Here is a 26,385-nt window from a genome sequence, read left to right as displayed (position 1 = left end):
GGACTCGAAGCAATAACGAGAGGTAACCGGGACCCGGCTCGGCCCGACACACTCCACGTGCCGTCCGCGCCTCTTCGCGCCGGCACCGCCGCCGGGAATCCCCTCCCGGGCGGTCCGATGACATTCCGGAGGTCTGGATGAGTGTCCACGCTGCCCTCGCGCGGCCGATCGGCACCTCGCGCGGCAGGCACGCCAAGCCCCGTCCCGCGTGGCCGCGGGTCGCCGGCCGCCGGGCAGTCTTCCTGCTTTCCGCAGTGATCGCGGCCGTGGCGGTCGTCGGCGCCGGATGGCCGCCCGTGCTGCTCGCGGTGCCCGCTGCCGCGCTTCTGCTGTTCGCCGCGAGCGTCGCGAAACTGCGGACCGCGACGGGGAAGATCGACACCATCTTCGCCGAAGAACTGACCGGGCGGGACGCGGTTCCCGAGGCCGCCGAGCGCGTCGCGAGCTGAGCAGCGGACAGTGTCGACCCTCTGAGGTTTCCCTCTCCCCACTTAAACGTATAGCCGACCCCGGGACTTGTGGCAAGACCCCGGTGCGGGTCCACAATGCGGGCTCACCATTTTCCGGGCGAGGGGATTCCTTGATGCGTGTGCTGCTGTCCACGATCGGCTCGCGGGGCGAGGTGCAGCCGGTGGTGGCGCTGGCGTCGGAACTGCGGGCGCTGGGCCAGGACGTCCGCCTGTGCGTACCGCCGGACTTCCGCGAATGGCTCGACGACCTCGGGTTCGACGTCGTGCCCATCGGTCCCGAGGTGCGCCGGTTCGGCTCGGCGGTCCAGGGCCGTCCCAGCGCCGAAGAACTGAGCAAGGCCGCCGAAGACACCGTCTCGAGCCAGTTCGAGACGGTCACAGTGGCGGCCGAGGGCTGCGACGTCCTGGTGGCGGCCGGGGCGCTGCAGTTCGCGGCCCGTTCGGTCGCCGAGCGGGCAGGCATCGGTTACGTCTACGCGAGCTTCTGCCCCATCACGCTCCCGTCGCCGCTCCACGCGCCGCCGCCGATGCCGTGGCGGTCGCCGGGGAAGACGGACAACCGGGTGCTGTGGGCGGAGGACGGGCACCGCTGGAACCTGCTGTTCGGCGGCCGGGTCAACGCGTGCCGCGCGGCGAACGGCCTGGCCCCGGTGGACGATCTCCAGAGCCACGTCTTCACCGGCCGTCCCTGGCTCGCCGCCGACGCGGCGCTGGCCCCGTGGCCCGACCAGGATGACCCGGACGTGATCCGGACGGGTGCCTGGATCTGGCCGGACGAGCGGCCACTGCCACCCGATCTGGTGGAGTTCCTCGACGCGGGCGAGCCGCCGCTGTACTTCGGGTTCGGCAGCATGCACACCCCGCCCGAGGTCGCCGAAGTGATGCTCGCGTCGGCGCGGGGCACACGGACGGCGCGCGATCATCGCGCGCGGGTGGGCGGACTTGGCCGCGCACGGGCACCCGGACTGCTTCGGCATCGGCGAAGTCAACCAGCAGCGGCTGTTCAAACACGTCGCGGCGGTCGTCCACCACGGCGGCGCGGGCACGACGACAACGGCAGCCGGCGCCGGCGCACCGCAGGTGGTGGTCCCGCAGATGTACGACCAGCACTACTTCGCGGGCCGGGTCCGCGAGCTGGGCGTCGGCGCGGCGACCGATCCGGGAGTGCCGACGGCCGAAGCACTGACGGCAGCGCTGGAGGTCGCGTTGCGGCCGGAGGTGGCGACGCGGGCGCGGCGGTTCGCGGGCCGGGTCCGCCCGGACGGGGCGAGCGTCGCCGCCCGCCACCTGCTGGCCACGGCGCCACTGACGTCCGCCTGAGGTGTCACGTTGCCGGGACGCTCAAGCGCCCCAATGTGGCGTTCGGTGCGTCCAGCGCACCCAATGTGGCGTTCGGTGCGTTGGACGCAACCAACGCCACATTGGGGCGATTCACCGGCCGGAGATGCGAAGCCGGCGCGGCCAGTCGTGGCGGGCTTCGCGGATCATCGCGTCACGGCCGCGCAGAGTTCCGGGACGACGGCTTCGATGTCGTCCCGCAGCACGAAATCGGCGTCCTCGTCGTACGGCGTCGGGTCGCGGTTGACGATCACCAGCGTCGCTCGGGCCTGCACGGCCACCGTGCACAGCGACGCCGCCGGCTCCACCTGCAGCGAGCTGCCGATGGCCAGGAACAGCCCGCTGGCCGCCGCGATGTTCCGCGCGTGCCCGATGACCTCGCCGTCCAGCATCTGTCCAAACAGGACGACGTCGAGCTTCAGGATCCCGCCGCAGCGGGGGCAGGCCGGGTCGTCGTCGCCGGCTTCGACCCGCGCCAGCACTTCGGGGGTCGGGAACCGGGCCGGGCACCGGGTGCACCGCGTGGTGTGCATGGTGCCGTGCAGCTCGAGGACCTTGCGCGCGGCGAGGCCGGCCCGCTGGTGCAGGCCGTCGACGTTCTGGGTGAGCACGCGGACGGCAACGCCCGCGCCGTCCAGTTCGGCCAGCGCGCGGTGCGCCGCGTTCGGCTCCGCCCGCCATGCGCTGTGTCCCGCGTAGGTGCGCCAGAACTCCCGGCGCACCGCGGCGTCGGCGGTGAAGTTCTTGAGCGTGAAGGCGTTCACGGCGCTCGGCGTGCGAGTCCAGACGCCTTCGGGGCCGCGGTAGTCGGGAATCCCGGAGGCGGTGGAGATGCCCGCGCCGGTCAGCGCGGCGATCCGCTTCGCGCCGCGGATCCGGTCGATGAGCTTGCCGTCCATGGTGGCGGAGGTTAACGGCTCATTCACCGCCGCACCACGGGATTACCGGGCCCGCAGCCGCAACGCCAGCGCCGGGCACGCCGCGGCCGCGCGGCGGGCCTCCGCCGCCAGTTCCGGCGGCACGGAACCGGGGGCCACCACCGGATAGCCCCACTCGTCGAGTCTTACCAGCTCCGGCAGCAGGTCCGCGCACAAGCCGTGCGCCCGGCAGCCGATCGGGTCCACCGCGATCTTCATGCCACACCCGCCGGGACCCGGCACCGGCCGCCGGCCTGGTGGGTCCGGACGTCGGCGGCGAAGACGGCCAGCGCGCTCGCCGCGAGGCGGGCCGCGCCGTCCGGGTGGGCGCACGCGCCGCGGCCGGTGAGCAGCGGGAGGCGGCGGGCCAGCCGGACCGCCGACGGGCCGCCCCGGACCAGTTCGGCGAAGTCCGCCGCGATCGACGGCAGGCCGAACGTGCACGGCCCGCACTGCCGGGCCGATTCCGCCGCCAGGTAGGCCAGTACTTTCGCGGTGTACTCCAGTCCGCAAGCGCGGGCCGGAAGCGCGTGAACCGCCGGGATTCCCGACAGGCCGCCGCCGAGATCCGACGTCCACGTCCCGCCGGAGCCGCCGGCGAGCACCGCCTGCACCGGTTCCGCTTCCCCACCCGCCGCGGCCAGCACCGCCGCCAGCGACGATCCCGCGGGCACCTCGACGACGCCGGGCCGCCGGACCGCGCCGGTGACCGTGACCAGGTCGGTCTGTGCCGCGCGGTAGTGGTGCGGGCCGAGGAGGATCGCCGACGCGAGCTGCGCCAGCGTCTCGACGTTCGAGACCAGCGTCGGCCGTCCGCGCACCCCGCGTTCGGCGGGCCGCGGCACCTTGCCGAGCGGCCGCGCGTCGCCCGACGTCAGATAGCGGACGAGCGCGGTCTCTTCGCTGGCGATGTACCGGCGCGGGATCTCCGCGACGCGCACCGCGACGCGGTCGTCGCGCTCGGCGAGGGCCGCGAGGACGCTCGGCAGCACCGGGCTTCCGGCGTGCACGCACAGCACCGCCTCGACCGCGCCGATGGCGTGCGCGGCGAGTTGCAGGCCGTCCAGCACGAGGTGCGGCGACAGCGTGAGCAGCACCGCGTCCTTTTGGCTCAGCGGATCGCCTTCACACCCGTTCGCGACGACGACCGAGCGCTTCGCCCGGGCCGCGCGCAGCTTGACGGCGGTCGGGAAGCCCCCGCCGCCGCGGCCGCACAGCCCGGCCGAGCCGACGGCTTCGATCAGCCGGTCGCGGCCGTCGTCGCCGTGGTAGCCGACCCACGGCACGACGCCGTTGTGGCGCCGGTGCCCGGCCAGGTCGAGCCGGTGCGGGGGCAGGATGCTCATCGGGTGCCTCCCAGGAGCTCGGGGCCGGCGTGCTTCGCGCCGGCTCGGTAGGCGACGGCGCCGAGCGCGGCCAGCACGCACAGCACGTCGAGGGCGACGATCCAGCCGTGGGCGGCGTCGTTTTCGGCCATGCCGAAGCCGTGCACCAGCGCGACCGGCCAGCACAGGTAGGCCAGCCAGTGCACAGCGCGCCACACCCGCGGCGGGATGCGGGTGCGCACGAGACTGGTGACGACGATCGCGAGCAGCAGGTCGAGCGCGACGGCGCCGAGGCCGACCCACAGCGGCCGGTAGGCCGAGCCGAACGGGAGGACGACGTCGAGCCAGCTCAGCGAGACGTAACCGTCGAGAACCGCCGACGCGATGTGCGCGGCGAGGAAGGCGAGACTGGTCAGCGCGAGGTTCCGGTGCACGGCGGCAACGGCGAACCGCGGCCACTCGCGCGTCGCGAACCGGCCGGCACCGAGTGCGCCGAGGACGACGACGCCGGTGAAGAGCACCAGCGAAACGAGCCCGGTCGCGCGGCTGAAGTACCAGACGGCGGAGCTCATGACGGCCACCCGGGCGTGGTGACGACGTCGCCGCGGACGCCGACGAGCCGGGCGGGCAGCTGCCGTCGCTCGAGCCAAGCTGGTGCTGCCGCCCCGAGGACGATCGCCGCGGTGCTCGCGGCGTTGGCGTCCACAGTGGACTCCGCGACGACGGTGACCGTGCGCCAGCGCGGTTCCGGGATGTCCCCGGTGCGCGGGTCGACGATGTGGTGCACCGTCCGGCCGGCGTGGCGCCAGCGCCGCCGGGTGGTGCCGGAACTGGCGAGCCCGCCGCCGCGCAGCGCCACGGTGGCGTCCGGGAGGGCGACGGCCCGGGTGTGGTCATCGCCGAGCGCGACCTGCCAGCCCCCGGACGGCGCGGGCCCGGCGGCCCGCAGATCGCCCCCGAGGTTGACGAGCGTGCCGCAGCCGGTCGCGATGTGGATCCGGCGAGCGGCACGGTCCGCGGCGAGAGCTTTCGCCGTCGCACCGAGGTCGAGATAAACGCCCCGAGGCAGGACGACCAGCCGCTGCGCGGGATCGAAGAGAACCCGGTGCCAGCCGGGCACCGGCACAGCACCGCCCAGTCCTCGTGTCGCCCCTCCAATCACGCATGATGCCCCTTCAATCACGCGAGACGCCTCTCCAATCACGCGAGATGCCCGTCCCGTCACGGGATCAGCCGCCGTGGACCGATCAGCGGCAACCTCGGCGAAGTCGCGGTCGTACCCCAGCGCCCGCACGGCCGCGCCCACCGTCGGATCGACCAGCCCGCCGGTCAACCGCGCCGCGCGCAAAGCCACGCCGAGTGCCTCCGCGAGCAGCGGCCCCACCCGCACCTGCCGTCCGGCGTTCTCGTGCAGCCGGGAGATCTCCGAGTCCGGCCGGAACCGGCTGCACGCCGCGTCGATCGCGGCGAGTTCCTCGTGCAGCAGCTCGGCCGCCGCGTCCAGCCGGTCCGGCTCGGTGACCAGGACCTCCGCCGTCGTGCCGAGCGCGCGGAACGCCGTCGCCGCGGTCATGACGCTCCCGAACCGGTGTGCGCCTGGCCGGATCCCGAACTCAAGCCGCTGTCCGGTGCCTGGAGCTGGTCCTGCGTGCCGGTGGAGTCACCGGTGGTGCTCTGCGTGGTGTCCGCCGATGCCGACGAGAGGCCGAAGCCGATCGCACCGACCGCGGCCGCGCCCAGCACCGCTGCGGTCGCGGTGACCAGGGCGGCCTTGCGGCGGCCGCGCTCACGGCGGGCGGCGCCGCCGGGGGTGAGGGGTTCCATGGCACCGAGTGTCGGCGCCGTTCCTTTGAACGAGCTGGGAACGACCTGTCAGATTCCTGACCGGCCATTGTGGACACTACCAAAGAAGGTTGACACCGGGGGGCCATTAACCCACTCTTTCCGTTGTCCGCCGGTGGTTTCCCGGTGTTCACGAGCCGGACCACGGCACGGCACGCACCGGCCCCCTGCCCCGGGCACCATGAGGCGCCCCATCCCGCCCACGCTGGAGGACCCATGATCCGCAAGCGGATCTTCGCCGCCTTCGCCGCCGCCCTGGTCACCGCCGGTGCGGTCACCACCGCCGTCGTCACCGGAACGGACGAGTCCGCGGCCGTGCGGCCGACCGCTTCGACCGTGCCGGCGTTCGACCACATCGTCCTGGTGATGTTCGAGAACAAGAAGTACTCCTCGATCAACGGCAGTTCCAGCGCCCCCTACTTCAACTCCCTCGCCTCGCAGAGCGCGAAGTTCACGAACTCGTTCGCGATCACCCACCCGAGCCAGCCCAACTACGTCGCCCTCTTCTCCGGCGCGACGCAGGGCGTCACCGACGACACCTGCCCGGCCAACCTCGGCGCGAAGGCCAACCTCGGCCGGCAGCTGATCGACGCGGGCAAGACCTTCACGGGCTACTCCGAAGCCATGCCGTCGGACGGCTACACCGGCTGTTCCAGCGGCACCTACCGGCGCAAGCACAACAGCTGGGCCGACTTCTCGAACGTCCCCTCCGCGAGCAACCTCCGCTACTCGAGCTTCCCGAGCGACTTCACCCAGCTGCCGACCGTTGCGTTCGTTACGCCCGATATGTGCAACGACATGCACGACTGCTCGATCGGCACCGGCGACACCTGGCTGAAGAAGAACCTCGACGCCTACGCCCAGTGGGCGAAGACGCACAACAGCCTGCTGATCGTCACCTTCGACGAGGACAGCGGCACGTCGGTCAACCAGATCTTCACGACGTTCACCGGCGCCGGCGTCAAGGTCGGCAGCTACAGCGAGTCGATCAAACACTACACCGTGCTGCGCACGATCGAGGCGTCCTACGGCCTGCCGGGCATCGGCGGCGCCGCGAGCAAGTCGCCGATCCTCGACGTCTGGCAGTAACCGCGTGTACCTGTCCACCATCGGCCGCCGAGAGCATGCTGGGGCGATGTCCCGGACCAGGCTCTCGGCGGTCGGCGCGAACGTCTTCGCGATCGGCGCCGTCAGCCTGGTCACCGACGTCTCCTCGGAGATGGTCACCGCCGTCCTGCCGGTCTACCTGGTGCTCGGCCTGCACCTGAGCCCCGCCGCGTACGGCCTGGTCGACGGCCTCTACACCGGCGCGACGGCGTTGCTGCGGATCGTCGGCGGGTACGTCGCCGACCGGGTCCGGCGGCGCAAGATCGTCGCCGGAGCCGGCTACGCGCTGTCCGCGGTGGCGAAGCTCGGCCTGCTCGCGGCCGGGGCGTCGGCGGCCGCGATCGGCGCCGTGATCACGCTCGACCGCACCGGCAAGGGCCTGCGGACCGCGCCGCGCGACGCGCTGATCACGCTGTCTGCGCCCGAACCGCTGCTCGGGCGGGCGTTCGGCATCCACCGCGCGATGGACAGCATGGGTGCCTTCGCCGGGCCCCTGGTCGCGCTCGCCGTGCTGGCCGCGGTCGGCGCCACCGACCCCGAAGCCTTCAACGCCGTTTTCTTCGTCAGCTTCTGCATCGCCGCCGTCGGCGTGCTGCTGCTGGTGCTGTTCGTCCGCGACCGCCGGACGCCGAAAGCCACCGCGAACCCGGTTTCGCCGCGCGCGGCGGCGGCCCTGCTGCGCGGCAACGGCGTGCGGCGGCTGCTGGCGGCGGCGTGCGTGCTCGGGCTGGCCACGGTCGGCGACGGGTTCGTCTACCTGCTGCTGCAGCACAAGGAGGACATCGCGACCGGCTGGTTCCCACTGCTCGCGGTCGGCACCAACCTCAGCTACCTGCTGCTCGCCGCGCCGCTGGGCGCGCTGGCCGACCGGGTCGGGCGGCTGCCGGTCGTGCTCGGCGGCTACGGCGCGCTCGCACTGGTCTACCTGCTGCTGGCCGGGCCGGTGTCCGGCTGGCCGCTGTTCGCGGCGGCGCTGGCGTTGTACGGCGCGTTCTACGCGGCGACCGACGGCGTCCTGATGGCACTGGCCGGTCCGCTGCTGCCGGAGTCGTTGCGCACCACGGGGATTTCGCTCGTGCAGACCGCACAGGCGCTCGCGTACTTCGCCTCGTCCGTCCTTTTCGGACTGGCGTGGCAGTTCTGGGGTCCGGACCGGGCGATCGTGGTCGCCGCGGGCGGGGCCGTGGCCGCGATCGCCGTGACGTTCGTGGTCCTCTCCCCGCGGAAGGTGACAGCGTGAGGACGAGGATCCTGATCGCCGTCGCCGGGGTGCTCGTGCTCGCCGGGGCGGCGGTCGCGTACGTCGGGTTCGCGAGCGCGCGCAGCCACGACGTCGCCGCGACCGGCGCGGTCAGCCTCTCCCCCGGCCCGCGACTGCTGTTCCGCAGCACGGCCGACGCCGACCGCGGGCACGTCGCCACGGTGTCCACTGCGGACCCCGCCGGCCCGCGGACGGTCTCGCCGCTGTCGTGCACGCGGGTGTACGCCGCCGGCGGCACCGGCCTCTGCCTGCGCCCGGACGGCGATCTGACCACGTACCAGCTGGTCCAGCTCGACGCGCAACTCGCGTCGAAGCGGGAGATCCCGCTGGTCGGCCTGCCGAACCGGGCGCGGGTGTCGGCGAGCGGCCGGATGCTCGCGTGGACGGTGTTCGTCACCGGCGATTCCTACAACGGCGGCCTGTTCTCCACCCGCGCCGGCATCCTCGACACGGCGACCGGTGACCTCGCGGGGACGCTGGAGGACTACGCGGTGACGCTCGACGGGAAGCCGTACCAGGCGGCCGACCTCAACTTCTGGGGCGTCACGTTCACCCGCGACGACCGCCACTTCTACGCGACGATGTCGACGGCCGGCCACCGCTACCTGGTCGCGGGCGACTTCGCCGCGCACACGGTCCGCACGCTGCGCGAGAACGTCGAATGCCCGTCCCTTTCCCCGGACGGCACGCGGGTGGCGTTCAAGTCCGCTGTGGACGGCGACCCGGCCAAGGGCTGGCGGCTGTCGGTGCTCGACCTGGCCGCGTCGAAGGTGACGGCGCTGGCCGAGACCCGCAGTGTCGACGACCAGCCCGCCTGGCTCGACGACCACACGATCGGCTACGGCGTGCCCCGCGGCCCGGGTCACGCGGACGTCTGGTCGGTCCCGGCCGACGGATCGGGCACGCCCAGGCTGCTCGTCCCGGAGGCGGAGTCCCCCGCCGCCCTCGGCACCTGAGGATCAGTCCATTTTGCGCAAGCCGTCGAGGATGCGCTGCATCAGGTCCGTGTCCGGGGGCGCGAAGGCGAACCGGGAAGCCGGCACCCTGGCGGCCGCCGAGCGCGGCGGCGGGAGGGCGCCCGCCACCCGTGCCGGCAGTGGCTCCGGCGCGGCTTCGCGCCGCGTCTGCGCGGGGATCGGCAGCGTCGGCAGGGCGACCGTCCTGGCTTCGGCCAGCTGCTTCACGGCGTGCTCCTGCCGGATGCGCGACCGGATGCCGGCCACGGTGAAGTCCGGTTCCGGTTCCGGTTCCCGGATGGACACGGGCGCGGGTCGGCGCGGACGCCGCCGTTCCAGGGCGATCGCCCAGGCCGCGGCGGCGAGCGCCGGCAGCAGCAGCCCGGCGACGATGGCGAGGCCGGGCAGATCCACGGCCATCAGCGGGCCCCGGGGGCAGGTAGGAGCATGACGTTCACTTCCGGACGGACGGTTCTTCCGCAGCATGGCCGACACCTGAATATTCGACATTAACGAATTTTCGCGGACCCCGACGCCCATCATGAACGACGGGCAGCACTCCCGCAAGCAGCCGAACGGGGTCGACCATCCGGACGGCAAAAGCGCAGCTCAGGGCGGGTTTCGCGGCGGGTATACCGCGCCCCTCACCCAGTGATACGGACGCTGGTTCGGTTTGGTTCACCCTCTTTTTTGTACGATTCGTGTACTGCGTCACGGCACACTCGCCGAATGCGCATTTCGACCTGGCTCGTGGCCGCTTCGCTCGCGCTCACCGGCCTCGCCCCCGCGACCCCCGCCGTCGCCGCCGACGGCAACCCGCTCGAGAAGACGAACGGCTTCTACGCCGACCCGGACTCGAACCCGGCGACCTGGGTCCGCGACCATCCGGACGACAGCCTGGCGGGTCCGATCCGGACGTCGATCGCGACGAAGCCGGGTGCCCGCTGGTTCGGCAACTGGAGCGGCGACGTCCGCGCGGCGGTCGACTCCTACACCTACGCCGCCGACGTCGCCGACAAGCTGCCGGTCCTGGTCGCCTACAACATCCCCGGGCGCGACTGCAGCGGCGAGTCGACCGGCGGCGCGGGCGGCCCGCAGGCCTACCGCGACTGGATCTCCGCGTTCGCCGACGGCATCGGCGGCAAGCCGGCGATCGTGATCATCGAGCCGGACGCGCTCGCCCAGCTCGACTGCCTGCCCGGCGACGCCCGGCAGACGCGGATCGACCTGCTGAAGTACGCCGCGACGCAGTTCGCCCAGAAGGCGCCCAACACGTGGGCGTACCTGGACGGCGGCAACGCCACGTGGATCCCGGCCGCCACGATGGCTTCCCGGCTGAAGTCGGTGGGCGTCCAGTCGATCCACGGGTTCGCGCTGAACGTGTCCAACTACTACACCACGGCCGAGTCGACGACCTACGGCAAGGCGGTCGACGCGGCCCTGGGTTACGCGGCCCCGTTCGTGGTCGACACCAGCCGCAACGGCAACGGCCACGGCACGGACTCCGAGTGGTGCAACCCGCCGAAGCGCAAGCTCGGCGTGACGTCCCGGCTCGGCGGCGGCCCGGAGATGCAGCTGTGGATCAAGGTCCCCGGCGACTCCGACGGCAGCTGCGGCTACGGCTCGGGCATCCCGGCGGGCACGTTCAGCCCGGCCCTCGCCAACCACCTGATCAAGGGCGACTGACCAATGCGCCCCAATGTGGCGTTGGTTGCGTCCAACGCACCCAATGTGGCGTTCGGTGCGTTGGACGCACCGAACGCCACATTGGGGCGCTTGAGACTCAGCCGAGCGAGCAGGCGCGCGCCAGCTCCGCCGGGGTCGCCCCGGCGGGGCGGGCGATCGTTGCCGAGGCCGGTGGCCGCACTCCGCGCAGCCAGCCCGCCAGCGCGTCGAACGCCGTCCGGAAGCACGGGCCCAGCGGGCGGAGCTTGTCCGGGTAGGCGTCGACCAGGCCGTCGACGTGGTTGCCGCCCTCGACGCGGTAGTACCGGTGCAGCGCCCCACGGCCGGCCGAGGTGATCATCCGGTCGTAGACGTCGGAGTCGCGCGTGATCGGCAGCAGCGTGTCGAGCGTGCCGTGCAGCGTCAGCAGCGGCTTGCCGATCCGCCCGGTCAGGGAGATCCGCTCCACCGCCCGCGCCACCGGCGCAGGCCGCGCGGAATACGCATAGTCCGCGTCACAAGACGGTGTTCCGGAAGCGCAGAACGGGATCCCGGCCTGCAAGACGCCGTCGAACGAGGGGTCGACCTCCTCGCGGTAGATCCGCTGGGTCAGATCCCAGTAGACGCGGTAGTGGTAGTCCCAGAGGAACTCCGAGCCCGGCGCGAACCCGGCGTCCAAAATGGATTGATGGGCCGGTGCCGAACCGGCCGCGTAGGCGGGGTAAGCGCGCAGGGCCGGCGGCAGGAACGTGAGCAGGTTCGGTCCATCGGCACGCCACAGCGTTCCCTCCCAGTCGACGCCGCCGTCGTAGAGCCACGGCCGGTTCTCCAGCTGCCACCGCACGAGGTACCCGCCGTTGGACAGCCCGGCCGCCAGGGTCCGCGCCGGCCACCGGCCGTAGTGCCGCGCCGCCGCCGACCGGGCCGCCAGCGTCAGCTGCGTGACGCGCGAGTTCCACTCGGCGAGCGCGTCGCCGGGCCGGACGCCGTCGGTGAAGAACGCCGCGCCGGTGTTTCCCTTGTCGGTCGCGGCGAACGCGTAGCCTTCGGCCAGCGCCTGATCGCCGATCGCGCGGTCGTTCGCGTACTGCCGCCGCACGCCGGGTGAGCCGGAGACGACCAGGCCGCCGTTCCACCGATCCGGCAGGCGCAGCACGAACTGCGCGTCGTGGTTCCAGCCGTGGTTGGTGTTCGCCGTCGACGTGTCGGGGAAGTACCCGTCGACCTGGACGCCGGGAACCCCGCTCGGCGCGGGCAGACCTGCCGACGTCAGGCCGGCCCAGTCGGCCTGGACGGTGTGGCCCGACGCGAGGGTGCCGGTCGTCGTCAGGTCGTCCAGGCAGACGGCGATCTGCCGCTCGGCGCCGGGCACGTCCACCTCGCAGTGCCGAGGCGACGCCGACGCCGCGGGGGGCAGCGCCGCCGCGAATGCTCCCGCCAGAACCAAAGCCAGCCACCTGCGCACGGTTCACCTCCGGTCTCGGATGCCCTGAACCCAAGCGCGTACCCCGGCCGGGAGCCACCCCGCCGGCCACCATGAATCGCCGGGCCGATGTGGTGGCCGGACACATGGTCCGGACCTCGGAACCGCCTTAACGTCGCTGGGAACCCTCTCAACGACGAGAAGGAACTCACGATGCGCAAACTCGCTTTCGCCGGACTCGCCGCGGTCACCGCCGCCGTGCTCACCACCGTCGGGGTGGCCGCCGCCGACCCGCCGCCGTCCTCCCTGGTGCAGATTTCCTCGTTCGGCGCCAATCCCGGCGCGCTGGCGATGTACACGTACACGCCGTCCGGGCTCGAAACCGGCCGCCCGGTGGTCGTCGCGCTGCACGGCTGCACGCAGAGCGCCGCGGACTACTACGCCCATTCCGGCTGGCCGGCGCTGGCCGACCGCTGGCGTTTCGCGGTCGTGTTCCCGCAGCAGTCGACCGCGAACAACTCGCTGAAGTGCTTCAACTGGTTCTCCACCGCGGACGACACCCGAGGCAACGGCGAAGCCGCGTCCATCAAGTCCATGGTGGACAAGGCGATCGCCGACCACGGCTCGGACTCCTCGCGGGTGTTCGTCACCGGCTTGTCGGCCGGCGGCGGGATGACCGCCGACCTGCTGGCCGCGTACCCGGACGTCTTCGCCGCCGGCGGCATCAACGCCGGCCTGCCCGCGCAGTGCGCCACGAGCGTCACCGAGGCGACGAACTGCCAGCAGAACGACCAGCACCTGACCCCGGCGCAGTGGGCGTCGCGGGTGAAGGCGCAGTACCCCGGCTACAGCGGGCCGTGGCCGCGCGTCGCGATCTGGCAGGGCACGGGTGACTACACGGTCTACCCGGTCAACGGAACGGAATTGCGCGACCAGTGGACCGCGGTGCACGGCGTCTCGCAGTCGCCGACGAGCACGCAGTCCCTGCCCGGCAGCACGACTCTGACGGACTACGCCGGCAAGGTGCGGCTGTACTCGATCGCCGGGATGGGCCACGGTACGGCGGTCGACCCGGGCACCGGCCCGACGCAGTGCGGCAGCACGGGCGCGTACTTCCTCGCCGGGATCTGCTCCAGCTACTACACCGGCGTGTTCTTCGGGCTGGACAACGGATCGGGGACCACGACGACGGCCACCACCACGTCGGCTCCGGCGGGAACCTGTGTCAGTGCCAGCAACTACGCCCACACGCAGGCGGGCCGCGCGCACCAGAGCGGCGGTCAGACGTATGCGAACGGTTCGAACCAGGCCATGGGCCTGTGGAACACCTTCACGATCCACGCGCTGCGGGAAACGTCCCCCGGCTATTGGGTCCTCGCCGACGGCCAGTGCTAGCACTTCGCGATTCGGCCGTTTGCCGGTCCCGGCGAAGTTGTTCTTGCCCCTAGAATTCCTCCGATGAAGGCGAAAACCCTGCTGGCATTGGTGATCGCGGCACTGGCGGCCGCGGCGTCCGGTCTCGTTCCGGCCACCGCGGCCGCCGGCGAAGGCCCGATCACCTCGATCGTCGGCGGCCACAAGGCTTCCGAGCCCTATCCCTTCATGGCCTACATCGTCGATGGCTGCACCGGCTCGTTGATCAAGCCCAACTGGGTGATCACGGCCAAGCACTGCTCGGCGGTGACTTCGGTCCGGGTGGGCAACAACGACCGGACCAAGGGCCGGAAGGTTCAGGTCATCGACGACATCCCCCACAGCTACGCCGACGTGAAGCTGCTGAAACTGGCCGAATCGGTGCCGTTCGCCCCGATCCCGATCGGCGCACCGGCCGACGCCGCGGTGGGAACCGTGACCCGGTTGCTCGGCTGGGGACAGACCTGCGACATCGCCGGCTGCGGGCCGATGTCCACCTACAACAACGAGTTCGACACCTCGATCCTCGTGGACAGCAGGTGTTACCGCATCAACGCGGCGCAGGAGATCTGTACCGACAACCCGAACCAAGGCGGCGACTGCTACGGGGATTCCGGTGGCCCGCAGATCACGAAGGTCGACGGTGCCTGGACCCTGATCGGCAGCGACAGCCGGGGCACGACGTCGGCCTGCGGCGCCGGCCCGTCGATCTACGTCGACCTGACCTCACCGGACGTCCGGCCGTGGATCAGCACGACGGTCGGCGGTTTGTAGGCCGGTAAGGCTCAGGCGTCGCGGAGGCGGTGCAGGCGCAGGGCCAGCTGGATTTCCAGAGCCCGGTCCGGCGCCTGCCAGTCCTCCCCCAGCAGCGACGCCACGCGTTCCAGCCGTTGCACCACCGTGTTCACGTGGACGTGCAGCACGTCTTTCGTGCGCGCCAGCTGGGATCCGTTCGCGAAGTACGCCCGCAGCGTCGCGACCAGCTCGGTGCCGCGGCGCTCGTCGTAGTCGAGGACCGGGCCCAGTGTCCGGCGGACGAACGCGTCGAGGTCCGCGCGGTCGCCGAGCAGCTGGCCGAGGAAACCCAGGCCCGCCATCGCCGCGCCTTCGCCCGCCCGGCCCAGCGCCAGCAGGGCCCGGACGCAGCGGGCCGCTTCCGCGTGGGCGTCCGCGATCGCCGACGGGCCGCTCGCCGGGCCCGCCGCGCCCACCGTGACCGGGCGGCCGGTGGCCGCTCCGAGGTCGGCCGCCACGCGGCCGGCCAGCTCGTCCGGGTCGCCCGTGCCGAGCAGCACGACCTCCTCCGCGTGCACGCCGACCAGCGTCGCGTGCCGGGCGGCCGCGCTCGCCAGGCGCCGCCGTGAGCCGCCGTCCGCGTGCGCGACCAGCACCGCGTGCGGTGCCGACAGGTCGATCCCCAGCCTGCGACCGCGAGCCAGCAGCGCACGCGGGTTGCGGTCCGGCGCGGTGAGCAGGTCGGTCAGCAGCTCGCCTCGGACCTCGTCTTCGGCGCGCACGACGGACCGGCGCAGCATCAGCAGCAACGCCGTCACGACGCCGGCGCGTTCGAACAGCCGGCGGTCGGGGTCGGTGAGTCCGGGGCGGCCGGCCAGCACCAGGCTGCCGAGCAGCTCGGGACCGGCCTGCACCGCGCAGACCCAGTTGTCCTTTGTAGACACAGCGCGGCCTGACGCGCGGGCGGCGGCGAGCGCGTCCGGGTCGAGCGCCACCGGGTCCGCCGAACTCGCCAGGAGCGTGCCGTCGGCGTCGTACACCGTGAGGTCTCCGTGCAGCACCCCGGCGACCGCGTCGGCGACGTCCGGGAGGTCGCCGCCGCGCAGCACGAGGTCGGTGAGCCGGTCGTGCGCGTCCTCGGCGCGTTCCATCGTCGCGTTGGCCTCGTTGAGCTCGGCGACGGCGCGGCGTGTCTGGTCGAGGAGGTTCGCGCTGTCCAGGGCGATCGCCGCGTGGTCGGCGAGCGACGACAGCAGCGCCACCTCGTCCGCCGAGAACTCCCGCGTCGCGCGGTCGGACGCGAAGAGCACGCCGAGCACCTTCGGGCCGATGGCCAAGGGGACGCCGAGGATGGCGGTCAGGCCCTCGTCCTCGACGCCGGAGTCGATGTGCCGGGTGTGCTTGAACCGGTCGTCGTTGAAGTAGTCCGCCGTCGCGTACGGCCGCGCGGTCTGCGCGACCAGCCCGCCGAGGCCCTCGCCCATGCCGAGCACGATCTGCTGGAACTCCGCCGACACCGAGCCGTCGCTCACCCGGATGTAGGTCTTGCCCTCGGCCTCGTTGTTGAGCGACAGGTACGAGACGTCGACGCCGAGCAGCGCCCGCGCCCGCCGGACGATCGAGCGCAGCACGGTGTCCGGGTCGGACAGCGCGGCGAGCTCGCTCGCGGTGTCGAACAGCGCGGCGAGCTGCGCCTCACGCCGCCGGTGCTCGGCCAGGGTCTCGCGGATCCGCAGGGCCTGCTCCCCCGCACCGGCCAGGGCGGCGAGGCCCGCCGCGTCGAGGCCGCCTTCGGCGCGGGCCGTGACGACGACGTGCGCCAGCTGCTCGCTGCTCGCTCCGGAGGCGAGCAGGTCGAGCAGCCGGCGCAACGCGTCCGAGGGTGCGGTCACGGCCGTCATGCTAGGGCGAAACGGCCGCCGTCTCCGCCTCGACGTCCTCGTCGTGCAGCGAGGCACCGCGGGTTTCGCGGGCGGCCAGCAGCGCGATCACCGTGATCAGGCACATCGCCGCGACGTACAGCGACACCGGCACGGTGCTGCCCCAGGCCGAGAACAGCGCCACGGCGACCAGCGGAGCGACGGCCCCGGCCGCGATCGACGACAGCTGGCCGCCGACCGAAAGGCCGGTGTAGCGCACGCGGGTCGGGAACTGCTCGGCGAAGAACGCGGCCTGCGGCCCGTACATCGCGCCGTGCAGCACCAGCCCGACGGTCGTGGCCAGCACGATCACCGCCGACGACTTCGTGTCGAGAAGAGCGAAGAACGCGAAGCCCCACAAAGCCATCCCGATCGCGCCGAACAGGTAGACCGGACGACGCCCGACGCGGTCGGACAGCGCGCCCCACACGGGGATCGTCACGAAGTGCACGGCCGAGCCGATGAGCACCGCGGTCAGGCCGAGGCCCTTCGGCAGGTGCAGCCCGGTCGTGACGTACACCAGGATGAACGCGGTGATCACGTAGTACGAGACGTTCTCGGCCATCCGGGCGCCGATGGTGATCAGCACCTGCCGCCAGCTGTTGCGGAAGACCTCGACGACCGGGACGTGCTTCTCGGTGCGCGCCTCGGCCTGGCGCTGGGCGGCGAGGAACACCGGCGATTCGGCGACGGCCAGCCGGATCCACAGCCCGATCAGCAGCAGCACCCCCGAGAGCAGGAACGGGACGCGCCAGCCCCACGACATGAACGTCGCATCGGACTGCGTCGCGGACAGGATCGCCAGCACGGCGGTGGCCAGGAGGTTGCCGCCGGGCGCGCCGCACTGCGGCCAGCTCGCCCAGAAGCCGCGACGGCGGTCGTCGCCGTGCTCGGAGACGATCAGGACGGCCCCGCCCCACTCACCACCGAGCGCGAAGCCCTGGACGAGCCGAAGCAGCGTGAGCAGCAGCGGAGCCAGGACGCCTGCGGACGCGTACGTCGGCAGCACGCCCATCAGGCAGGTCGAGCCGCCCATCAGCACCAGGCTGACGATCAGGAGCTTCTTGCGGCCGAGCCGGTCGCCGAAGTGGCCGAAGACCAGGCCGCCGACCGGGCGGGCGAGGAACCCGACGGCGTAGGTCAGGAACGCCAGCAGCGTGCCGGTGAGCGGGTTCGCCGTCGGGAAGAACAGCTTGTTGAAGACGAGGGCGGCGGCCGAGGTGTAGAGGAAGAAGTCGTACCACTCGATGGTGGTGCCGATCAGGCTCGCGCCGACGATCTTGGCGATCGCCGACCGGTGGGGTTGGCTCACTGCGGGCTCCACTTCCTTGTGGTTGGGCGGGATTAAGCGGCGGTCCAACCGCCATCGAGGGGAACGGATGCCCCGGTGATGTGGCCGGCGTGCGGCGAGCACAGCCACACCACCAGGGAGGCGACGTCCGCGGGTTCGATGAGCTTCTTGATCGCGGCCCGCTTGAGGAGAACCTCGGCGACGACGTCCTCACGCGGGATGTCGTGCTCGGCGGCCTGCGCGTCGATCTGGCCGTCGACCAGCGGGGTGCGGACGTAGCCGGGGTTGACGCAGTTGCTGGTGACGCCGTGTTCGGCCCCTTCGAGGGCGGCGACCTTCGAGAGGCCTTCGAGGCCGTGCTTGGCGGCGACGTACGCGGCCTTGTAGGCGGAAGCGCGCAGCCCGTGGACGCTCGACATGTTGACGATCCGCCCCCAGCCCCGCGCGTACATCGACGGCAGCGTGTGCCGGATGAGCAAGAAGGGAGCGGTGACCATCAAGGCCTGGATCCGGGCGAAGACGTCCGGCGGGAAGGCCTCGATCGGCGCGACGTGCTGGATCCCGGCGTTGTTGACCAGGATGTCGACCTCGGCCGGGAGGTCCCCGATCGACGCGGGATCGGTGAGGTCGGCGACGTGCGCCCAGCCCCCGGCCTCGGCAGCGGCGGCTTCGGTCCGGCGCGCGTCGATGTCGACGACGTGCACCTTGGCCCCGGCCGCGGCGAGGGCGCGGACGCAGGCGAGGCCGATGCCGCTCGCACCGCCGGTGACGAGGGCCGTGCGCCCGTCCAGATCGCTGGTCATGGACGGGAACGGTAAGCGTGACCCCGGTCGCTAGCTATGTGTGCGAGGGCTACACCTCGGGAAGATCCAGTGGTGCCGGTAGACACAACGCGGAGAGTAAGGCTTCCCACGATCGGGTGGAAATTTCGAGGGTGCCGCCGGAGCGGTCCTTGGTGTCGCGGATTTTTGCCGCAGGTCCGAGCGCCACTTCGACGCAATCTTCCTTGCCCGTGTAGCTGGAAGTTCGCCACACAGTGGAGTTCATCCGGCACCTCCGAGTTCGGCGGCCACCTCCCCGATGAGCGCGCAGCTCTCCTGCTCGCTCAAGGCAAGGCCCGCCAGTGTCTTCGCGGCCGACCGGTAGTCGGCGATCTGATCTTCATCGTAGAGGTAGGCACTCGCGCGATAGTGCTCCACGAAGACGATCGGCGGGAGCTGAGCGAACTCAAGGATCATGAAGGGTCCCCAGTAGCCGGGATGGAACTTGCCTCCCGCGGGCAGCACCTGAAGGCGGATGTGCCGCCGGTTCGACATCGCACTCAGGGAACGCAACTGCTCGAGCATGATCGCCGGCGGGCCGATGCACCGCCGGAGCGCGGCCTCGTCCACCACCACGTGGTACGGCAGCGGGTCATAGCGGGTGATCACCGACCGCCGAGCCCTCTTGACCTGAACAAGCTTCTCGATCTGCACTTCGGCCAGCCCGAGGTCCGTGAACATGGCCCGCACGTAACCGTCGGTCTGCAGCAGTCCAGGCACCAGCAGCGGCTGCCAGGCGAAGATCGCGGTCGCATCACGCTCGTACTCGGCGTAGGTCGACACGATCGGCTCCACGCCGGGCACCATCTTCTCGAGCCAGCTCGGCTCGCGGGCGGTGCGGGCGAGTTCCAGCAACCTCGCCCGCTCCCCCGGCTCCACGACGAGCACCCCCATCAGCAGAGCCACCTGCTCCACCTTGGGAATCCGCTTCCCGTACTCCCAATTGGACAGTTCCTGCGCGTGCACCCCGATCAACCGGGCCAGCTCGCGCACACCGAAGTTCCGGGCTTCCCGGCATTTCCGGAGCCCGAAGCCGAGCGCTCTCGCCCGCGGTGTCGCGAAGGGTGTCGCCATGAGCGCATTCTGTCACCGGGGTCCGACACTTCCGCCCTCCGCACGTCGGCTGGTGTCGCGGATTCGCGTCGGATTCCCTGCACCGCATGGACCCGGACCACGCACTCCTGACCCGTCTCCGCGACCTTGCCGAAACGCTGCCCGGCGACCTCGCCTGGCTCACCGGCCCGCCCCTGCGTGCGGACGGCCTGCGGGACCTCGGCGAGCGCCTCTGCTGCCTCGGCGGGGACCTGATCACCCGCGCGGGCGTCCTCGACGAGATCGCCGCCGCCCGCCTCCCCTCGCACGGCTGGATCCCCGAATGCGGCCCGGATCCGCGCCGGCGGCTCGCCCACTACGTCGGCCGCGGCGAGGTCCGGCTCGGCCTGATCTACTTCGCGAGCTGCGGCGCGGGCTGCTTCCCCTTCTACGGCACCGACCCGGCCGGGAGGACCGAGCGGCACGAGCGGTGCGAGAAGTGCGTCAAGGAGGCGTACCGCCTCATGAGCGTTCCGCCAGCACCGCGAGATAGTGCACGTTCGTCATGATCCCGAGGACGTTGCCGAACGGGTCGACGACGGACGCCGTCACGAAACCCTCCCCGCGCACGGTGATCGGCTCGAACTCCTTCGCGCCCAGCTCCAGGAGGCGCGCGAGGGTCGCTTCGAGGTCGTCGACGTGCCAGCTGACGATCTGCCCGCCCGGCTCGGCCTGCGTGCTGGGCGCGTACTTGCGGTCGGCGACGCCGAGTTCGTGCTGGTAGTCGCCGATCCGGAACTCGAAGTACCCGGGGACGGTGAAGTACGGCTCGATCCCCAGGAACTCCGTGTACCAGGTCTTCGCGGCTTCGTGGTCCTCGGCGTAGTACGTCACGGTGGCCATTCCTCGCAGCATGTCCTGTTCCTCTCAAGCGGTGTGGAGCCATCATGCGGGGCGAAAGTGCTCACCGAGTGAGCACTTTGTTTGCGAGACTTCTCCCATGCGCGCCGACCGCCTCGTGGCCACCCTCCTGCTGATGCAGTCCCGCGGCCGCGTCACCGCCGGAGAGCTCGCCCAGGAGCTGGAAGTCTCCGTCGCGACGGCGCGCCGTGACCTCGAAGCGCTCTCGGCCGCCGGGGTGCCCGTCTACCCGCAGCCGGGCCGCGGCGGCGGCTGGCAGCTCGTCGGCGGGGCGCGCACCGACCTCTCCGGCCTGAGCGCGCGCGAAGCGCAGGCGCTGTTCCTCCTGGGCGGACCGGCCGCGGCCACCACGCCGGAGGTCAAGTCCGCGCTGCGGAAGCTGATGGGCGCGCTGCCCGGCACGTTCCGGGCCGGCGCCGAGGCCGCCGCGGAAGCGGTCTTCGTCGACCAGGCGGGCTGGGGCGAGCGTCCGAAGGAACGGCCGCCGATGGTCGAGCTGCTGCGCGACGCCGTCATCGCCCGCCGGAAGGTCCGCCTGACCTACGCCGGCCGCGAACGGTCGGAGCGGCTCGTGGACCCGTGGGGCCTGGTCGACAAGGACGACGTCTGGTACCTCGTCGCCGGGACCGCGAAGGGCCGCCGCACGTTCCGGGCCGACCGGATCGTCGCGGCCGTTCCGACCGAGGAGGCCGCGGACCGCCCGTCGGACCTGGAACTCGCCCGGGTGTGGGAGGAGGTCGTCGAGGAGGTCGAGAAACGGCGCTCGTTGCTCAGCGCGGACGTGGTGCTCGACCGACGGTACTTCGGGGTGCTGCGGGACCGGTTCGGGCGGCACTGCGAACTCGTCGCCGAACTGCCGGGCGACCGGGTCCGGGCGAGGGTCGCGGCGCCCGCGCCGGTCATGATCGCGCAGGAGCTGGCGGGCTGGGGCACGCTGGTCGAAGTGGAAGGTCCGATGTCCGTCCGGGCCGAGCTGGCGCGCCTGGGTGCGGAGCTGGTGGCCCGCTATGCTGGGTGAACACCGTTAATCGATCTACAATGGACATCCGGAGGACCCACTGCAGGTGTCCGTTACCCGCCGGTATCTGGCCGTTCGGAGTATCCGGAATCACCCGTTTGCTGCTAATGTGACGCCTCCGTGACCTGAACGTGCGTTCGGTGACACTTGGGCGAGGGACATACATGCGTGACGATGTGGTTGAGGCGAGCGCTGTGATAGGGCACTCGCCCGACGTGGTGTGGCAGATCGTCGGATCGCCGGAGTGGTACTCGCGGTTCGTGCCGGAGATCAGCTGGTGCGAGGTCCAGGAGCCGGCCGCGCGCGGGCGCGGGCCGAAGGGAATGGTCCGGATCGTCCCCGAGCGGGGACCGATGCTCCAGACGCAGATGCAGGCCGTCGTGTACCGGCCGGGCGAGCACGTCGTGTGGTGCGGCGTCCCCGACGAGGGCACCTGGGTTTCCCTCGAGCTGAGACCACTGGCGGGCGGCAAGACCGAGCTGTTCGTCCGGATGATGCTGCCGCCGTCGCAGGCCGAGCTGATGTCGTCGATCAAGAAGGACGTCCGCGCCGTCGCCCGGCGCCTCGACCTGCACCTGGCCGGGGAACACGACCCCGATGCCGACCTCGACGGCCAGAAGGCCACCAAGCTGCGCACCACGAGCATCCTGCTGCGGGCCGGCGTGGTCAGCGCGGCCCGGCCCGACAAGCTGGCCCGCCAACTGAGTTCCCTGGCACAGTGGGGCGCCACGGTCGCGGGCGGCTACCAGGCCGCCGCGGCCCGCGTCCCGGACGAGCCCGCCCTGCACGACGAGCGCAGCCTCCGCACCTTCCGCCAGGTCCAGGAGCGCAGCGACCGGCTCGCCAACGCGCTGAGCGAGCTCGGTGTCGTCGAGCGCGACCGGATCGCGCTGATGTGCCGCAACCACTCCGCGATGATCGAGTCGTTCGTGGCCGCCAGCAAGCTCGGCGCCGACGTCATCCTGCTCAACACCGGCCTGTCCGCGGCCTCGGTCAAGGACGTGCTCGCCGAGCACCAGCCGTCCGCCGTGCTGGCCGACGACGAGTTCGCGCAGACCATCGCGAACGTGCCGGGCGACTTCGCCCGGATCAGCACCTGGGCGGACGCCGACGCCGGCTACCCGACCGTCGACGAGCTGATCCACGCCGCGCCCGCCGACCCGCCGAAGCCCGCCGAGCGGCCGGGCCGGCTGATCGTGCTCACCTCCGGCACCACCGGCACACCGAAGGGCGCGCGCCGTCCCACGCCGAAGGGGCTGGGCACGGCCGCGGCGATCCTCGACCGCATCCCGCTGCGCTCGGGCGACCGGCTCCTCGTGGCGGCGCCGCTGTTCCACACCTGGGGCCTCGCCGCGATGCAGCTCGGCATGGCACTGCGGGCGTCGCTCGCGCTGACCCGCAAGTTCGACGCCGAAGAGACGTTGCGGACGATCTCCGAGCAGCGGTGCGACGCGCTGTTCGCGGTGCCGATCATGCTGCAGCGCATCATGGACCTGCCCGAGCGCGTCCGCGCGCGCTACGACCTCTCGTCGCTGCGCATCGTGGCCAGCAGCGGCTCGGCGATGTCCGGGGCGTTCGTGACGTCGTTCATGGACACCTTCGGCGACGTCCTCTACAACTTCTACGGCTCGACCGAGGTGTCCTGGGCGAGCATCGCCACCCCCGCCGACCTGCGGGCCGCGCCGACCACGGCCGGCCGCTGCCCGCTCGGCACGCGGCTGGCGATCCTCGACGAAGACCGCACCCCGGTACCGCCGGGCGGCGAGGGCCAGATCTTCGTCGGCAACGACATGCTGTTCGAGGGCTACACGAGCGGCTCCGACCCGGCCCGCGCGGCCGACATGATGGCGACCGGCGACGTCGGCTACCTCGACGCGGCGGGCAGGCTGTTCGTCACCGGCCGGGCCGACGAGATGATCGTCTCGGGCGGCGAGAACGTGTTCCCGCGCCCGGTGGAGGAAGCCCTGGTGGCCCTGCCGGGCGTGCACGACGCGGCGGTGGTCGGCGTGGCGGACGCGGAGTGGGGCCAGCGCCTGGCGGCCTACGTCGTCCCGCGGCGCGGGGCTTCCCTGCACGCGGAGGACATCCGGGCCTACATCCACCAGCGCCTGGCCCGGTTCGCGGTGCCGCGGGACGTGTACTTCGTCCCGGACCTCCCCCGCAACGCGACGGGCAAGATCCTCAAGCGCCTCCTCCACGACGACACCTGGCCCGCCACCAGCGAATACTGAGCCGCTGCCGCTCACCAGGCCGCGCCTCTCAAACGCCCCAATGTGGCGTTGGTTGCGTCCAACGCACCCAATGTGGCGTTGGGTGCGTTGGACGCACCGAACGCCACATTGGGGCGCTGGCGACCGGCCAACAGACCGGGCCGAGGTTCAGCCGACCGGCTGACGCAGGACCGTCTTCAGCTTCGCCGGGTCGGTCCGCCGCGGGTCGCCGAGGTAGACCTCGTGGTGCAGTCCGGTCGGCTTGAGCCCTTGCGCGGCAAGGAATTCGTCGTGCAGGCGGGCCAGCAGCGGGCCTTCGTCGTCGTACGAGCCGATGTGGAGCGCCTGCGCGCAGCGGCCCTCGTGCAGCTTCTCGAGCCGGACCGGCGCATCGAGCTTCTTCTTGCGCCGCACCGCTTCCCGGGCTTCCTCGACGGTGTCCTCGCCGATCCACGGCGGCTGGGCGATGAGCATCGTCCACTGCCAGGAATCCTTCGCCCGCACGGTGAAAGCCGCGTAGTCGTCCGCCCACCACAAGCCTTCCAGCGGCCCCACGACGAAGTCTTCGCCACGGCGTTTCGCCGCCATCTTGATCGTGTAGGCGAAGGTGTAGAGCGCTTCGACGGCCGACTTGTAGCTGTCCGCCGTGTTCGGGTTGCCGCGGCCGTCGATCGCGAGGAACCGCTGCTCGGGCACGTCGAGCAGTGCCCACTCCCGGTTCTTCGGGGCGTAGAGCCGCTTCAGCTCTTTCTTGATGTCGTACGGCATCAGGTCATCCCTTCCAGCCACTCGGCCTCCGCCTCGAGCTGCGCGATGGAGTAGGCGAAGATCGCCCGGACGAACGGCGGGACGTCCGCCTGGGCCGCGGCGGCGCGGCGGACCTCCGCCAGGCGTTCCTCGACCGCTTCGGCGCGCTCGGCCAGCGCCGCGGCCAGCCGTCCGGGCGGGAGGACGGGGCTGTTGGCCAGCCCCACCAGCACCGGCGGGTGCACCGGGCGCAGCTGGGCGATGGCCGCCTCCGCGGCGGCCGCGCACGTCTTCCGGCCCGCTTCGGTGGCCGTGTACGTCTTCTTGGCCTTCGGGTGCGAGCGTTCCCCGTCGACTTCGGCGACCAGGCCGCGGTCACGGAGTTTGCCGAGCACGTAGTAGATCGAGCTGAACCCGAGCGCGGTCCAGTCGCGCATGCCGCGTTCCGAGACGACTTCGTCCAGCTCGTAGCCGTGCCTCGGCCGCTCGACCACCAGGCCCAGCACCGTCAGCTCCGCGTCGGTCAGCACGGCCGTACTCTAGCACTAGAATAGTCGGTCGCCGGAAATTGTCGGTGGGTGCTGGCATGCTTCAGCTCGTACCGGAAAGCGAGGGAGAACAGTGGGGGGACAGGTGGTGACGGCAGTGCCGTGGACCGCGGAACGCGTGGCCGGGCTCGCGCCGGATCCCGCTTCGGAGAAGGCGGGCCGGGCGCTCGCCACGCCCGCGAAGTGGTCGGGCGCGGGCGCGTCCGAAGACGCCGTGTGGGGCTTCTGCCAGGGCAGCGGCAAGAAGCCGTACCAGACGTGCGTCGAGTTCGCCGAGCCCGCGTTCCGGTGTTCCTGTCCCAGCCGGAAGTTCCCGTGCAAGCACGCGCTCGGGTTGCTGCTGCTCTGGGCGGCCGGCCGGCTCGACACGGGTCCGGCGCCCGAGTGGGTCCACGCGTGGCTGGCCGAACGGGCCGACCGCGCGCGGCGGGCGGAGAAACGCGCCGAGGCGGCGGGCCCGAAGGACGAGGAAGCGGCCGCCCGGCGTGCTTCCGACCGGGCGGCCCGCGTCGAAGGCGGCGTCGCGGAGCTGAAGGTCTGGCTCACCGACCGGATCGGCGCCGGGTTCGCGGGCTTCGACCGCAACGGCGGCGAAGAGCTGCGCACGGTCGCCGCGCGAATGGTCGACGCCCAGGCGTCCGGCCTCGCGGGCGGGCTGCGGAAGGCGGCCGGGATCGTCGGCCGCCGGGACTGGCCGGAGGCGCTGCTCGCCGAGCTGTCGCTGTCGTACCTGCTGGCGGACGCGGCGAGCAGGCTGGACGCTCTGCCGGTTCCGTTGGCGGAAACCGTCCGGACGCGGCTCGGGTTCTCCGTGGAGACGGCCCGGGTCCTGGAGGGCGGCGAGCGCGTCGCCGACGAATGGCTGATCACCGGCGCGGCCGACGAGGAGAACGACCGGCTGCTCACCCGGCGCACCTGGCTGCGCGGCCGCCGCAGCGGGCGGGACGCGCTGGTGCTGTCGTTCGCGCCGCCCGGGCGCCCCCTGGACGCGTCACTGCCGCCCGGCCATCTGCTGACGGCGGAGCTGGCGTTCTATCCGGGCGCGGCGCCGTTGCGGGCCCTGGTGGCGGAACGCGGCATCCCGTTGCCGGCGCCGGCGGCCGATGGTGGCTCGATCGAGGACGCGCTGGCGGCGTACGCGCGGGCGCTGGCCGCGGACCCGTGGCTGGAACGCTGGCCGGTCCTGCTGTCGGGCGTCACCCCGGCCGAACACGCCGGCGGCTGGTGTCTGTCCGAAAAGGACGGTACGGCGCTGCCACTGGTGCCGTACGCCTTCCCGTGGTCGCTGCTGGCGATGTCGGCTGGCAAACCCCTGACGGTGGCCGGCGAGTGGAGCCAGTCCGGGCTCCGCCCGCTGACCTGCTGGCACGAGGACCGGGCGGTGCGGCTGTGATTTTCGTTTTCCTTGCCCCACAAACCATAGGCG

General features: G+C 71.9%; 27 protein-coding genes and 1 pseudogene. 12 read left to right on the top strand and 16 right to left on the bottom strand.

Features of this window, described 5'->3' with window-relative positions; translation table 11 throughout:
- Window positions 1-137 precede the first annotated feature (137 nt).
- Complete coding sequence (locus CF165_RS43595) at window positions 138-449, top strand: hypothetical protein (protein WP_093953453.1); 312 nt, start codon at window positions 138-140, stop codon at window positions 447-449.
- A 134-nt stretch (window positions 450-583) separates the two neighbouring features.
- Window positions 584-1,790: pseudogene (locus CF165_RS43590) on the top strand (glycosyltransferase).
- A gap of 164 nt (window positions 1,791-1,954) precedes the next feature.
- On the opposite strand, the gene CF165_RS43585 reads toward CF165_RS43590, so the two are convergent.
- The 6 genes from CF165_RS43585 to CF165_RS43560 are packed head-to-tail and all read right to left on the bottom strand — an operon-like array spanning window position 1,955 to window position 5,874.
- Window positions 1,955-2,707, bottom strand: coding sequence for an SIR2 family NAD-dependent protein deacylase (locus tag CF165_RS43585; RefSeq protein ID WP_093953452.1), 753 nt, complete (start codon window positions 2,705-2,707; stop codon window positions 1,955-1,957).
- A 42-nt stretch (window positions 2,708-2,749) separates the two neighbouring features.
- The gene (locus CF165_RS43580) at window positions 2,750-2,944 is read right to left on the bottom strand and encodes a ferredoxin (RefSeq protein WP_093953451.1); all 195 of its coding nucleotides are present in this window, start codon (window positions 2,942-2,944) and stop codon (window positions 2,750-2,752) included.
- Window positions 2,941-4,071 carry an NADH-ubiquinone oxidoreductase-F iron-sulfur binding region domain-containing protein gene (locus CF165_RS43575; RefSeq protein WP_093953450.1) on the bottom strand — a complete coding sequence of 377 codons (1,131 nt, stop codon included), beginning with the start codon at window positions 4,069-4,071 and terminating at the stop codon, window positions 2,941-2,943. The genes CF165_RS43580 and CF165_RS43575 overlap by 4 nt, the downstream gene beginning before the upstream one ends.
- Window positions 4,068-4,622: a ferric reductase-like transmembrane domain-containing protein gene (locus CF165_RS43570; RefSeq protein ID WP_093953466.1), complete on the bottom strand. Its 555-nt coding sequence runs from the start codon at window positions 4,620-4,622 to the stop codon at window positions 4,068-4,070. The genes CF165_RS43575 and CF165_RS43570 overlap by 4 nt, the downstream gene beginning before the upstream one ends.
- Entirely contained in the window at window positions 4,619-5,623 is a 1,005-nt protein-coding gene (locus tag CF165_RS43565) for an FAD:protein FMN transferase (protein WP_093953449.1), read from the bottom strand. The genes CF165_RS43570 and CF165_RS43565 overlap by 4 nt, the downstream gene beginning before the upstream one ends.
- Window positions 5,620-5,874 carry a hypothetical protein gene (locus CF165_RS43560; protein ID WP_093953448.1) on the bottom strand — a complete coding sequence of 85 codons (255 nt, stop codon included), beginning with the start codon at window positions 5,872-5,874 and terminating at the stop codon, window positions 5,620-5,622. The genes CF165_RS43565 and CF165_RS43560 overlap by 4 nt, the downstream gene beginning before the upstream one ends.
- A gap of 234 nt (window positions 5,875-6,108) precedes the next feature.
- Between CF165_RS43560 and CF165_RS43555 the strand changes: the two genes are divergently transcribed.
- The 3 genes from CF165_RS43555 to CF165_RS43545 are packed head-to-tail and all read left to right on the top strand — an operon-like array spanning window position 6,109 to window position 9,216.
- Complete coding sequence (locus CF165_RS43555; RefSeq protein ID WP_093953447.1) at window positions 6,109-6,981, top strand: alkaline phosphatase family protein; 873 nt, start codon at window positions 6,109-6,111, stop codon at window positions 6,979-6,981.
- 46 nt (window positions 6,982-7,027) lie between these two features.
- The gene (locus CF165_RS43550; protein WP_093953446.1) at window positions 7,028-8,239 is read left to right on the top strand and encodes an MFS transporter; all 1,212 of its coding nucleotides are present in this window, start codon (window positions 7,028-7,030) and stop codon (window positions 8,237-8,239) included.
- Complete coding sequence (locus CF165_RS43545; protein WP_093953445.1) at window positions 8,236-9,216, top strand: TolB-like translocation protein; 981 nt, start codon at window positions 8,236-8,238, stop codon at window positions 9,214-9,216. The genes CF165_RS43550 and CF165_RS43545 overlap by 4 nt, the downstream gene beginning before the upstream one ends.
- 3 nt (window positions 9,217-9,219) lie before the next feature.
- Here the strand turns inward: CF165_RS43545 and CF165_RS43540 are convergent, their stop codons facing one another.
- Window positions 9,220-9,636 carry a hypothetical protein gene (locus tag CF165_RS43540; protein WP_093953444.1) on the bottom strand — a complete coding sequence of 139 codons (417 nt, stop codon included), beginning with the start codon at window positions 9,634-9,636 and terminating at the stop codon, window positions 9,220-9,222.
- 309 nt (window positions 9,637-9,945) lie between these two features.
- Here CF165_RS43540 and CF165_RS43535 point away from each other — a divergent pair, with 309 nt between their 5' ends.
- Window positions 9,946-10,902, top strand: coding sequence for a glycoside hydrolase family 6 protein (locus tag CF165_RS43535; protein WP_093953443.1), 957 nt, complete (start codon window positions 9,946-9,948; stop codon window positions 10,900-10,902).
- 97 nt (window positions 10,903-10,999) lie between these two features.
- On the opposite strand, the gene CF165_RS43530 is transcribed toward CF165_RS43535, so the two are convergent.
- Window positions 11,000-12,328: an alpha/beta hydrolase family protein gene (locus CF165_RS43530; protein WP_093953442.1), complete on the bottom strand. Its 1,329-nt coding sequence runs from the start codon at window positions 12,326-12,328 to the stop codon at window positions 11,000-11,002.
- Between the two features lie 189 nt (window positions 12,329-12,517).
- On the opposite strand from CF165_RS43530, the gene CF165_RS43525 reads away from it, so the two are divergent.
- Window positions 12,518-13,699: an extracellular catalytic domain type 1 short-chain-length polyhydroxyalkanoate depolymerase gene (locus CF165_RS43525; RefSeq protein WP_093953441.1), complete on the top strand. Its 1,182-nt coding sequence runs from the start codon at window positions 12,518-12,520 to the stop codon at window positions 13,697-13,699.
- 63 nt (window positions 13,700-13,762) lie between these two features.
- Window positions 13,763-14,491 carry a S1 family peptidase gene (locus CF165_RS43520; RefSeq protein ID WP_093953440.1) on the top strand — a complete coding sequence of 243 codons (729 nt, stop codon included), beginning with the start codon at window positions 13,763-13,765 and terminating at the stop codon, window positions 14,489-14,491.
- 11 nt (window positions 14,492-14,502) lie between these two features.
- On the opposite strand, the gene CF165_RS43515 is transcribed toward CF165_RS43520, so the two are convergent.
- Genes CF165_RS43515 through CF165_RS43495 form a run of 5 tightly spaced genes read right to left on the bottom strand, consistent with a single transcriptional unit; the run spans window position 14,503 to window position 19,557 of the window.
- Complete coding sequence (locus CF165_RS43515; protein ID WP_093953439.1) at window positions 14,503-16,353, bottom strand: helix-turn-helix domain-containing protein; 1,851 nt, start codon at window positions 16,351-16,353, stop codon at window positions 14,503-14,505.
- 1 nt (window position 16,354) lies between these two features.
- On the bottom strand, window positions 16,355-17,683 hold the full coding sequence (locus CF165_RS43510; protein ID WP_093953438.1) for an MFS transporter: 1,329 nt from the start codon (window positions 17,681-17,683) through the stop codon (window positions 16,355-16,357).
- A 32-nt stretch (window positions 17,684-17,715) separates the two neighbouring features.
- Window positions 17,716-18,465, bottom strand: a complete 750-nt coding sequence (locus tag CF165_RS43505; RefSeq protein ID WP_093953437.1) for a 3-hydroxybutyrate dehydrogenase — start codon at window positions 18,463-18,465, stop codon at window positions 17,716-17,718.
- A 49-nt stretch (window positions 18,466-18,514) separates the two neighbouring features.
- Window positions 18,515-18,709 carry a DUF397 domain-containing protein gene (locus CF165_RS43500; RefSeq protein ID WP_093953436.1) on the bottom strand — a complete coding sequence of 65 codons (195 nt, stop codon included), beginning with the start codon at window positions 18,707-18,709 and terminating at the stop codon, window positions 18,515-18,517.
- Window positions 18,706-19,557, bottom strand: a complete 852-nt coding sequence (locus CF165_RS43495) for a helix-turn-helix domain-containing protein (protein WP_093953435.1) — start codon at window positions 19,555-19,557, stop codon at window positions 18,706-18,708. The genes CF165_RS43500 and CF165_RS43495 overlap by 4 nt, the downstream gene beginning before the upstream one ends.
- 86 nt (window positions 19,558-19,643) lie before the next feature.
- Between CF165_RS43495 and CF165_RS43490 the strand changes: the two genes are divergently transcribed.
- Entirely contained in the window at window positions 19,644-20,084 is a 441-nt protein-coding gene (locus tag CF165_RS43490; protein ID WP_093953434.1) for a hypothetical protein, read from the top strand.
- On the opposite strand, the gene CF165_RS43485 is transcribed toward CF165_RS43490, so the two are convergent.
- Complete coding sequence (locus CF165_RS43485; protein WP_093953433.1) at window positions 20,038-20,430, bottom strand: VOC family protein; 393 nt, start codon at window positions 20,428-20,430, stop codon at window positions 20,038-20,040. The genes CF165_RS43490 and CF165_RS43485 overlap by 47 nt on opposite strands.
- An 85-nt stretch (window positions 20,431-20,515) precedes the next feature.
- Here CF165_RS43485 and CF165_RS43480 point away from each other — a divergent pair, with 85 nt between their 5' ends.
- Complete coding sequence (locus CF165_RS43480; RefSeq protein WP_093953432.1) at window positions 20,516-21,454, top strand: helix-turn-helix transcriptional regulator; 939 nt, start codon at window positions 20,516-20,518, stop codon at window positions 21,452-21,454.
- Between the two features lie 164 nt (window positions 21,455-21,618).
- Window positions 21,619-23,685 (top strand): AMP-binding protein, encoded by a 2,067-nt coding sequence (locus tag CF165_RS43475; protein ID WP_093953431.1) that lies wholly within the window; start codon window positions 21,619-21,621, stop codon window positions 23,683-23,685.
- Between the two features lie 147 nt (window positions 23,686-23,832).
- On the opposite strand, the gene CF165_RS43470 is transcribed toward CF165_RS43475, so the two are convergent.
- Both CF165_RS43470 and CF165_RS43465 read right to left on the bottom strand, forming a co-directional pair.
- Window positions 23,833-24,432 carry a GyrI-like domain-containing protein gene (locus CF165_RS43470; protein WP_093953430.1) on the bottom strand — a complete coding sequence of 200 codons (600 nt, stop codon included), beginning with the start codon at window positions 24,430-24,432 and terminating at the stop codon, window positions 23,833-23,835.
- Window positions 24,432-24,941, bottom strand: a complete 510-nt coding sequence (locus CF165_RS43465; RefSeq protein WP_093953429.1) for a PadR family transcriptional regulator — start codon at window positions 24,939-24,941, stop codon at window positions 24,432-24,434. The genes CF165_RS43470 and CF165_RS43465 overlap by 1 nt, the downstream gene beginning before the upstream one ends.
- A 106-nt stretch (window positions 24,942-25,047) precedes the next feature.
- On the opposite strand from CF165_RS43465, the gene CF165_RS43460 reads away from it, so the two are divergent.
- Window positions 25,048-26,352, top strand: coding sequence for an SWIM zinc finger family protein (locus CF165_RS43460; RefSeq protein ID WP_240522076.1), 1,305 nt, complete (start codon window positions 25,048-25,050; stop codon window positions 26,350-26,352).
- The last annotated feature ends 33 nt before the right edge of the window (window positions 26,353-26,385 follow it).

This window comes from Amycolatopsis vastitatis, from assembly GCF_002234595.1.
Taxonomy (GTDB): domain Bacteria; phylum Actinomycetota; class Actinomycetes; order Mycobacteriales; family Pseudonocardiaceae; genus Amycolatopsis; species Amycolatopsis vastitatis.
Note: the sequence above shows the minus strand (reverse complement) of the source record. Positions and strands in the feature narration are given on the sequence as shown.